The organism is Alkanindiges illinoisensis (assembly GCF_004377485.1).
GTDB lineage: Bacteria > Pseudomonadota > Gammaproteobacteria > Pseudomonadales > Moraxellaceae > Alkanindiges > Alkanindiges illinoisensis_A.
This window is the reverse complement of sequence record NZ_SNTY01000003.1, coordinates 90330-100885: the sequence shown is the minus strand read 5'-3', so window position 1 is coordinate 100885 and position 10556 is coordinate 90330. Positions and strand designations below refer to the sequence as shown.

Here is a 10556-nt window from a genome sequence, read left to right as displayed (position 1 = left end):
TGGGCGCACGCCTATGGAAACATTGCTTGATGGAAAACAGATTTGGGCTGAAAAGAATCTAGCTCAAATTTAACCTGACACTCATCATCAAAACGGGTAACTGTCAGATCAGGTTTGAGCTAGTACACCTAATCCGTAACAGATAAGTTCTGACTTTCAGCATTTAAGGCTGGAAATTTTACCTTCATAAGTCTTCATAATCAGGGTGTAGTGTAGCAACAGGTAAAATTCAATTGATTATATTTAAGCCATCTAGTGATAGTCTTAATATTACTGTTGCAATAATTATTTATTTTTTCAATATTTTTAGTTTTTCATATTGATACTTTTGTTCAGATAACACTCAACTTCATTTTTTTGAAAATTTACTTCATCACAATAGATAATTGAGATAGTGAATTTTTTTTCATATAACTAAGCTATTGTTACTGTTGTAGAGCCGTTTTAATCGCTCCTTGTAAGGAAACACATCAGACTGGAATGTTTGATGTCTGTTCTTTAGCTGGCTTTTAAGCATGAAAGCCAAGAGACGGAGCTTTAGATGAAATTGTATAAACTCATGATTCCCCTGTTAGGGTTATCCATTCAACATACTGCCTTTGCAGATTCTTCCTTGTTCAGCATTAAAGAAGGTGATGGCTTTAAGCGCTTTGCCGTATCTGCTGGCTGGCTGCATGTCATGCCTCAAGGCAAGCCCAACAATTTTACCAACAAAACCGTTATCCCTGAGGGCTATGAAGCCGGGGTAGGCAGTATCCGGTTAAGTGATATTACTGAAAATGCGGTTGATAAAAATGGTTTAACTGCCCTACTGGGCTTACTGGATGATACACAGATTACGGGTGGCTATTTGCCTGATCTGGGCCTAAAAGCCAATGTATACGGCCTGGAGCAATGGCAATCACCCAATACCGGCCTGGAAGCACAGGATGTTGATACGCTGGGTCTGGTGTTTAATTATTTCTTTACTGATCATGTGTCCGTAGAGCTGGTGGGAGGCATTCCGCCTAAAGTAGATTTAAAAGGCATCGGTAATGTCACTGCCCCGTTGTCTACGCATACCAGCGTCCTTGGTCTGGCCGATCTGGATTTGCAAAAAGACCTCCAAATCACCAATCTGGATTCTTATGACAAAGCAGCCTCAGTACGTGCCTGGACACCGGCAGCTACCCTGCAATATCACTTTGGCCAGACTGGCGTTAACAAATTCCGGCCGTATATCGGCATTGGCGCCATGTATGCATGGTTTGATGACATTAAACTCAACAAGGGCGTTGAAGCTGACCTGATTGCTGCGGGTCACCAGATTCAGAATGTTCTGGATGGCAAAGCGGGTGCAGCACTGGCAGGCGAAAAATCATCCATCAACCCCTATGTAAAAGTTAAGGCTGATACCGGCATTGCTCCGTTTGCCACCGCAGGTTTTACTTATGACTTTAATGACCGCTGGTTTAGCACTGCATCCGTATCCTATGCAGCGCTAAACAACAAGGCCAAGATTCTGGTGCTTAGTGACAAGGATCAGTCCGAGCTGATTCGCTCAGAAACCAAAGTTGACATTAATCCGGTGATCACCTATCTGGGTATTGGCTATCGCTTTTAACCCATCCTTGCTTTTGCAAACCTTACTACTATAAAAATTTGCCGCTTGCACTTCCTGCCGATCAACTTTTCCTCCTTCGTTGATCGGTTTTTTTCTGCTTAACTTTTACCTCATTAATCCCATTTATCTTTGGCTAATACTGGGCTTAAACCAATACATCGTTTTTTAAAATAGCCGGTTCATGCCATTGAGTGCTGCCACCCGATAAGCCTCTGCCATCGTAGGATAGTTAAAAGTGGTATTGGCAAAATAACGCAAGCTATTGTTGGCCTGACTAAGCATGGCGGCCTGACCAATATGGATAATTTCAGCCGCATTGTTGCCAAAACAATGAATACCCAAAATCTCTAGCGTTTCACGGTGGAAAAGAATTTTGAGCACACCTACGGTTTCACCAGTTATCTGCGCACGTGCTAAATGCCGGAAGGAAGCCTGTCCCACTTCATAGGGAATTTTTTCATCGGTAAGCTGCTGCTCAGTTTTCCCAATGGATGAAATTTCAGGAATGGTATAAATCCCGGTTGGCACATTCAACACAGGCTGTACATCCTGCTCGCCCACCATATTGGCTGCTGCACAGCGTCCTTGGTCATAGGCCGCGGAAGCCAGCGATGGCCAGCCAATCACATCACCTGCTGCATAAATATGTGGCACATCAGTCTGGTATTGGCTATTAACAGCCAACTGGCCACGGCTGTTTGGTGCAAGCCCTACGTTTTCAAGCCCCAGCCCATCAGTGTTACCGGAACGGCCATTGCACCATAAAATTGCATCTGCCTTGATTTTCTTGCCACTTTGCAGGTGCAATACCACATAGTCATCATGGGTTTCCAAATGCTCAATTTGCTCATTATGCCGAATCAGCACACCCAACTCGCGCAGGTAATAGGATAAGGCATCGGCAATTTCATCATCCAGATAATTCAGCAGTTGCGCTTGGGTATTGATCAGGTCGACCTTGTAATCCAGCCCAATAAAAATGGACGCATATTCAGAGCCAATCACCCCGGCGCCATAAATAATAATTTTATGAATGGGATAGTTCAGGGTCAGGATTTTATCGCTGTCAAACACCCGGGGATGATTAAAATCCAGTCCTTCGGGCTGATATGGGCGGCTACCCGTCGCAACCACCAGCTGATCAAAACTCAAGGTTTCACTGCCGCCATCCAGCATATGCACAATCACAGTATGCTCATCCTGCAGATATGCACGACCATGGTGCACATCAATCTGGTTACGCTCATAAAAGCGCGTGTGGGTATCAACCTGTGCTTCAATCACCCGGTGTGCATTACGCAGTACCTCTGACAGCGGCACCTGTTTCCATTCGCCCACTTTCTGAAATAACGGGTCTCGCTGGTAGCGCATAATATTAAACACGGTTTGCCGCAAGGCCTTGCTGGGAATTGTCCCTACATGGGCACAGTTGCCGCCGACCTGATGGCGCTGATCAATAACTGCAACCTTTTTGCCGGATTTAGCCAGCTTCATCGCAGCCCCTTCACCAGCGGGGCCAGCACCCAGCACAATGGCATCATACTGGTAAGACTGCTTTTTGGTGGTTTTTTCCTGGCGCGCCATCAACTGATCTCCTGATGAATGCTAAAATGACAACTCTTTCTGGTTACTGATTTATGCTGACTGGATTTAAGCAAATGCAGACGTTTAGGTTATGGTACGCCAATTGCATTGGCTTGCGATGCAAAATTTTGAATTCAAGCTACTACTTTAGTCGGTTGTACGCCACTAACTCTGCAATATTTATGCAAAAATGATACAAGCGTCCTACGTCAGCCCGTGCATCACTTGTCGTGCATTCAGGCCAATTGACGTATACTGGACGCCTGAATTTTTCTGACATTCTTCTGCTCAAAATGCAGGGCTCGGCTGAAAGCAGCAGCTTTATTTTGACCCTTGCAAGGAATAGGCATGACCTCATCCAATGCTCCTGTCAACCCCACTGGCCAGCGCGCCGTTCAGGGAGAAAAGCTCCGTGGTGCTGAAAAAGTAGCACGTATTCCCGTCAAGATTATTCCCACCGTTGACATACCACGCAAGCCTGAATGGATTCGGGTCAAGATGACCGCACCAGCCGAGGTACAGCGCATTAAAGATACTTTACGCGCGCAAAAGCTGCATACCGTATGTGAAGAAGCGGCCTGCCCCAACCTGCCGGAATGTTTTGGCGGAGGTACAGCAACCTTTATGATTATGGGTGATATCTGTACCCGTCGCTGCCCGTTTTGTGATGTGGCACATGGCCGCCCCAATCCACTGGATGCTGATGAACCGCGCCACATGGCAGAAACCATTGCCGGGCTGGGTCTGAAATATGCGGTTATTACCTCGGTAGACCGCGACGACCTGCTGGATGGTGGCGCACAGCATTTTGTGGATTGCATTCTGGAAACCCGTAAAACCAGCCCGAATACTTTGCTGGAAATTCTGGTGCCGGACTTTCGTGGCCGCATGGATGTTGCCCTGCGCATCATGAGCGAATGTCCGCCGGATGTGTTTAACCATAATATTGAAACCGTGCCGCGCCTGTATCGTGCCATGCGTCCGGGTTCGGATTACCAGCATTCATTAAACCTGCTGAAAAAATTCAAGGAAGTGTGTCCGGATATTCCCACCAAGTGCGGCCTGATGGTTGGCCTTGGCGAAACTGAAGAAGAAGTTGTTGAACTGCTTAATGACCTGCGCGCACATGATGTGGATTACATTACGATTGGCCAGTATTTGCAGCCCTCCAGAAATCATGCGCCAGTAAGCCGCTTTGTAACACCAGAAGAGTTTGAGCGTTATGCAGAACATGGTCGCAATCTAGGCTTTCGCAATATCTGGTCGGCACCCATGGTACGCTCCAGTTATTTTGCAGATCGCCAGTATTACGGTGAACCCTGCCCGCCAGTAAGACGTGGGGTAAAGGCTGTTGCAGGTTTGTGATAATTATAATACCAATCTGTCAATCGTACATCATCAAATTTAAGAGCGCCTGATAAGTTGAAATTGGTACATACAATTATATCTTGATTAGTAATTACCTTTATGTCCAATCAAAAACGAAATTTTTCATACTTTGTAATTTGTTCATGTGATATAGATGGACGGTATTTTTTCAGTATTTCTTCAAAATGCTCATGTCGAATGACAGTTTGCACTTTCAATGCCAGTTTTGCAGCTTCATTGACCAGAAATTTTAGATCACTGGATACATAACCTGTTGTCATAAAGGCTAGTGTATATGTATCCAGAAACCCATCTACGGGTCTACCCTCTAAAAACATTTCTAGTAACGCTTGTCGTGTACTAAAATCAGGAGGCGGCACATACAGTAACTTATCTAAACGCCCAGTACGCAATATAGCATTGTCAATAACTTCCGGTCTGTTAGTTGCCGCTATAATAAAAATGTTCTGTTCGGCACAATCTGTCATCTGTGCCAGAAACTCATTTACCTCCGCAGTATAATGATGACTGATATTAGTTGCATCCCTTTTGGGTAACATTGCATCGACTTCATCCAAAAAAATCAATGTCGGTGCATTTTCTCTTGCTTGGCGAAACAATCTTCCAATTTTTTCTTGTGTGCCATGAATATAAGAACTAGCTAAATCTGAAGGTTTTACTTCAATATAATGATAATTAATTTCTTCTGCTATTCTCTGGGCAATATAGGTTTTACCGCATCCTGCTGCCCCATACAATAATATTCCATTTAAGGGGCTAATACGGTAATGCTGATATATACTGTATTCACACAAAGGGCTGATAATATCATCCTGTAGTTGTTTTTTAAGCACTTGCATCCCTGCAATGGCTGATAGTCCTTTATTAATTACTAGCGTATTTTTTGGAATGCTAGCCACAGGCTCAATGGCGTCATTACTTGATTTTCTGTGAATCATAAATGTATCTTTGGCATAATGTTGTAATGCCTCTGATAACTCCACTATATTTTGATAATCTTGATTTAGTCCCTTATAAACAATTTTTTCAAAATCCTCATCCACTGCTGTTGTATAAAAAGATAAATGATTAATGGCAGATACTTTGCGTGTAATCTCAATCTGTTTTTTAATAAAATCAACTGAACTATCCTGCCAGTCAAAATCATAAATCCAAGCCTGTACGCCAGTTAAACATTTATACATTACCATCATAAGGGAAAAAATATCACCCTTAACTGTTTTACGTCCGTCTAAGTTATCAGTTGCCATATATGATAAATCAAATTTATTTTGTACTGATAATTTTATTCCATTTATGTAATGACTTATTTTTATAGGAAAAAGATAGGCTTTTATCTTTTTATCATCATAGCAAATATAAAAATTGTCTGGATTAACATAACCATGTATATATTGTTCAGGTAAATCGTGCAAATACTTTAATGCCATCATCACATCAAGAATAATGTCAAATGTAGTATATAAGTTCAGCCTTATTCGTCTGATTAATAGATCTGATAATGTTTCCCCTGAAATAAAATCACTTAAAAAATAATAATACCTCACACCCTGACTAATAAAATTTTGCAAGGGATCGCATTGCACTAAATTCTTATGATGAAATTTAGAAATTCGGTTTAAATCTGTTTGTAAGCGATCCAAATCAATTTGATCAATCAATTCTGATTTAATGAGTCGCAAAAATTTAAGTTCAAGGGCTTGATTTTGAATGCGATACACCTCACAGCCATCACTTTCACCTAAAAAATAAAGTACGGTATAGCAATTATTAATACTTGTATTCTGAGAAAATGTGCCGCACTCTTTCATATGTTATTACCTGCGCAACAAGCTGTTATTAATGCTTGGCGCACTGCCATCGCTTGTGTAAACCATTAATCCCCATACTTCCAGTGTAGCTTGCTCTAAACGCTCTTTACTTGGATTGGCATTCAGCAGCCGTTTAAGGTTCTGCACACCTTGATAAGCGGTTTGACGGTCTGTCCATGTAATATCATCAAATTCTTCATCCATATACTGAATCAAGCCAACCCAAAAACCAATATCTTGGCTTTCCAATTCGATTGACAATGAATAGATTTCTTTTTTGAGCTTCTGTGCCGATTTAGCATCACGATGCTCAATAATGCGCTGCGCATGATTTTCAAACTCCACAACAATACGATTGCTATTATGATTGCCGTAGCGTTTATTAACCTTAATCAAATCCTCCAATGCTTCGCGTAATTCCTGTTCTGCTTTGGGCCACTCACCGCTTTCCTGCTGTTTATCCAACTCAATAAAAGTTTCTTGCAGCGTGTTTTTAACTTTTTCTTGGATATCACGATCTTGACTACGCTCGCGTAAATCTCGCTCTGTCTGATCCAGTATTTCGATTTTTTTTCTGGCAGTCGAATTACCATCTGCTGCCAGTTGTTTGGCTATCAGGCGTGCTTCGTTGATAGTTTCCAGTAATGTGTCGTTTGCCTCCGCTTCTGTATTCTCGTGGTCAATCACAATATCAAATGTTTCATCCAAAGCTGGAATATAAACCGATAATGAGCCACGCCGTGAAGCATCAATGCGCAGTGTAACCTCAATATCACTATTAATAGGTAAAAATGCACCTAAGTCCTTGCCTGTAATGGAAAACTTACCAAAAAAGCTATTCAATACTGCCCGTGAGCCTTCACTTTCAAATTCGTAAAGCGGTATGAATAATTTATCGCTTGCATTACCAGGCCGTATATCTTGTGCTGTTTTAAATCTGCCTTTGCCTTTTGCCGGCAAGGTTTTATTCTTTTCTAGTCCTTCCAGTGGATACACGCCTTGTTTAGCATCAGTAGTATCATAAACTTCAAGACCAATTGCATAAGGTAAGGTTGCGCTGGCAATTTTCAAACCATGAATAATGGTAATGGAACTCGGTTCGCAAGGAATACTGCTGCCATCCAATCCCGCCAATTTAATGGTAAATTGGTTTGGTTTACCTGCATTAAGTTGTATTTCCACAATTTCGACATCGCTGTCCATGGTGATTTTACCGCTTGACCATGCACTGTCCCCACGCAGTACCTCCAAACTAAATTTTTCAGGTAAATTGGCGGTAGATTTACTCCGGTCAATGCGAATACCCAAGTTTTCATGGGTTTCCACTGTGGTTTCAGGATATTTTAAACTCAACTGCGCTTTAGAACTATCCCGTTTTTGCAGGTTATCCGGGATATTTTTGGTTGACGCAAATAACGCTGCGCCTCTAGCAACTGCCGTCATCGGATCAATACTGGTATCCACATTGGCGGTGACTTGCTCCCGCAGCATTTGCCGCAGAGTTTGTGAAAATGTAGGTCCACCTACCAAAATCAGCGAGCTTAAATCCAAGCCAGCCAGTTTATTACGGGTTAAAATATTTTTGGCAATATCAACAGCCTTTTGAAAAACAGGACGAGTAGCACGCTCATATTCATCAAGAGAGATACTTAATTCCGCTTGAATTTCCTCTCCGTCATCGTCCTCACCTAAATCTTCTAAAAAATAATTCCATTGAGATTTAGAGGATAAGGTAATTTTTGCCTGCTCCGCATATGACTTTAAAGCTTCTTGCAATAACTTTTTGGTCTGTGGATTAGACAAAGTATCGTCCAATGCACATTGTTTTCTTAACGCAGGAATAAATAACTGGTCAACAATGACATTATCAAGGTCTTTACCACCTAAATGGTTGTCACCTGCGGTATCCACCACTTTCATAATGCCTTCATCGACGTGCATTAATGCTGCATCAAACGTACCACCACCGAAGTCAAATACCAGCCAATAGCCTGTGGCGGCATTGGCTTTTATACCATAGGCAATAGAAGCCGCAATAGGCTCTTGCAATAATTCACAATAACCAAACCCTGCCAATTCTGCCGCCCGCTGTGTTGCTTCAAGCTGGCTTTGCTTAAACATGGCTGGTACGGTAATTACCGCAGAAACAATTTCCTCATCCCGTACATAGCCTTTTAATTTTTTCAACACTTCAGCAGATAACTCCTCAGAGTTATAACTTCGATTCATATTGGAAGATGTGTATTGATGGTCTGTTCCCATCGTACGCTTAAATTCCAAATAGCCATTTGCAGCGTTTGCCTTTCGTGCCTTAAAGGCAGCTACTGCTTCTCTCTCAATGGCACTTTTGGCACTTAATCCAACAAACATAGTCTGCTTCTTATTAAAAGAAACACAAGAAGGTGTAGTATCCATCTGGTTATCATCGCTTTTGATAATAACTGCTTCACCACTATCCATACGCGCAATTGCAGAATTAGTCGTACCTAAATCAATACCATAATCAATCTTTTGACGCATTATAACTTCCTTTTAACCTACACTGACTTCAACATCTGCCATACGAATCATTACATCGTTAAAATTTACCTGCGGTGTAACCACCTTAGTAATCACACTTTGCCCGACATCCAATTCATCGCTTGGAACAAATCGTGCTTTTACAGACATATTCTCAGAATAGGTCGTCCCGGTATAATCTATCATCTCATAACCCTGTTCTGCCAATTCTGCCTGCAATCGCTCTAGCGATTTACTCAGCGGTTTCAAGCCCTTAGTTTCTACTGGCAAGGCTGCCAGCCGTTTACTCATGCGGTGAATTTCATCTGCCAGCTTTAAGGGTAAACTATGGTCGGGTTCTTTATTAACAAGACTTGGCGCAGACTGCTGTTTTTTAAGTGTCACCATAAACTCATTAAAACGTTCTGCCAGTTCAGTATCTACTTTTACAATACTTTCCTCAGACTGTCGCACACTGCTTAATACGGTTTGCACCTGTGTGGATAATGTCTGCTCACTGGCGTGATGCCGCTTTCTGATATGCCAATAACCTGCACTAATTAATAGAAGTAATAGCAACAAAGCAAAGATAGAAAATAATGTTCGCTGACTGATGCTCTGATTTAATTGTTCATTTTTTTGCGCTGTTGTTTTTTCTAGAGTTTGAATAGCTTGCGATAGAGCTGTCTGCTGTTTCAGCGCAGCCGATAAATCTTGCTCTAGCGTGTGCTGTTGTAGGGTAAGCTGTTCGATGATTTGTTGCTGCTGGAAAAGTTCCGCCCTGTGCTGTTTTTGCTGCTGGCTGATGTCTTGTTGTAATTTCTCCAAACGTAACCGAATTTGCTTATCCGTATTATTTAACACAGCAATTTTAGCATTCAGCTCTTTCTGCATAGTTTCTGGGGGTTGTGTCGGGGCAGCATATGCAGTATTCATCCAAAATATGCTTACGACAATTGGTAAAATGCCGAACTTAATCATTTTTTACATTCGCTTGTATAATCGCTAAAACTATAAGTGCCAGAATACCAAGCGGTAATACCGCAAAGCATAAACCTATTGCACCAACCCATAATATTCCTGGAACACCACCGCTCGAACTTGATGATTGTTTGCTTGACTGCGATGGTTGATTTTTCTGTTGTACAAATGCCGCCTCCAAATCTGAAATTTCAGATTTGATCGTATGATGATTATCTTGCAAACGTTCCTTTGTTTCCCTGTCCACATTAAATTGTTTAAGTTGCGATATAATACTTTCTACTTGTTTCATTATCGCATGCAACCCTGAAAAATCCTTTGTTCTGCTCATCACCTCCTCTTGTTTTTCGTTGAACACATCTACCAAATAATTGAGAATACGGTGTGCACACATAGAGGAGGCTTTAATAAATACTTCATCTTGTACTGTGATTTTACTAAGTTCTGCTTTAACCTGGTTTAATCTAGACTGTGCTTGATCAAGATTTAAAATATCTTGTTTTAGTATCGCAAATACAACGTCGTATTTTTCAGCCTGCTTTTTCTCCGAGAGTGCTTTCTCTAAATTGACTTTTGCTTCCTCTACATCTGACCGCACACTCGAATAAGACGGTAATTTATAGGCAAACTCAATTAAAGATATAGCCAAGGTATCTTCATCCAAATGATTATATGCAAAAATAGAGCTA

The 10556-nt window shown here is 41.8% G+C and carries 7 protein-coding genes; 2 read left to right on the top strand and 5 right to left on the bottom strand.

Going from position 1 to position 10556, the window contains the following annotated elements; all coding sequences use genetic code 11:
- Window positions 1-541 precede the first annotated feature (541 nt).
- On the top strand, window positions 542-1603 hold the full coding sequence (locus E2B99_RS00450; RefSeq protein ID WP_134243046.1) for an OmpW/AlkL family protein: 1062 nt from the start codon (window positions 542-544) through the stop codon (window positions 1601-1603).
- 165 nt (window positions 1604-1768) lie between these two features.
- On the opposite strand, the gene sthA is transcribed toward E2B99_RS00450, so the two are convergent.
- On the bottom strand, window positions 1769-3187 hold the full coding sequence (gene sthA / locus E2B99_RS00445; protein WP_134243045.1) for a Si-specific NAD(P)(+) transhydrogenase: 1419 nt from the start codon (window positions 3185-3187) through the stop codon (window positions 1769-1771).
- 348 nt (window positions 3188-3535) lie between these two features.
- Here sthA and lipA point away from each other — a divergent pair, with 348 nt between their 5' ends.
- Complete coding sequence (gene lipA / locus E2B99_RS00440; RefSeq protein WP_134243044.1) at window positions 3536-4552, top strand: lipoyl synthase; 1017 nt, start codon at window positions 3536-3538, stop codon at window positions 4550-4552.
- Window positions 4553-4662: 110 nt separating this feature from the next.
- On the opposite strand, the gene E2B99_RS00435 is transcribed toward lipA, so the two are convergent.
- The 4 genes from E2B99_RS00435 to E2B99_RS00420 are packed head-to-tail and all read right to left on the bottom strand — an operon-like array spanning window position 4663 to window position 10531.
- The gene (locus E2B99_RS00435) at window positions 4663-6387 is read right to left on the bottom strand and encodes an AAA family ATPase (protein ID WP_134243043.1); all 1725 of its coding nucleotides are present in this window, start codon (window positions 6385-6387) and stop codon (window positions 4663-4665) included.
- A gap of 6 nt (window positions 6388-6393) precedes the next feature.
- On the bottom strand, window positions 6394-8907 hold the full coding sequence (locus E2B99_RS00430) for an Hsp70 family protein (RefSeq protein ID WP_134243042.1): 2514 nt from the start codon (window positions 8905-8907) through the stop codon (window positions 6394-6396).
- A gap of 12 nt (window positions 8908-8919) precedes the next feature.
- Window positions 8920-9822 (bottom strand): hypothetical protein, encoded by a 903-nt coding sequence (locus E2B99_RS00425; RefSeq protein ID WP_134243041.1) that lies wholly within the window; start codon window positions 9820-9822, stop codon window positions 8920-8922.
- Between the two features lie 37 nt (window positions 9823-9859).
- Complete coding sequence (locus E2B99_RS00420; RefSeq protein WP_166738948.1) at window positions 9860-10531, bottom strand: hypothetical protein; 672 nt, start codon at window positions 10529-10531, stop codon at window positions 9860-9862.
- Window positions 10532-10556: the final 25 nt, after the last annotated feature.

Coding starts and splice junctions, on each gene's coding strand:
- E2B99_RS00425 (WP_134243041.1), bottom strand. CDS start 9,822: ATGAATACTGCATATGCTGCCCCGACACAACCCCCAGAAACTATGCAG.
- E2B99_RS00435 (WP_134243043.1), bottom strand. CDS start 6,387: ATGAAAGAGTGCGGCACATTTTCTCAGAATACAAGTATTAATAATTGC.
- sthA (WP_134243045.1), bottom strand. CDS start 3,187: ATGGCGCGCCAGGAAAAAACCACCAAAAAGCAGTCTTACCAGTATGAT.
- E2B99_RS00450 (WP_134243046.1), top strand. CDS start 542: ATGAAATTGTATAAACTCATGATTCCCCTGTTAGGGTTATCCATTCAA.
- E2B99_RS00430 (WP_134243042.1), bottom strand. CDS start 8,907: ATGCGTCAAAAGATTGATTATGGTATTGATTTAGGTACGACTAATTCT.
- lipA (WP_134243044.1), top strand. CDS start 3,536: ATGACCTCATCCAATGCTCCTGTCAACCCCACTGGCCAGCGCGCCGTT.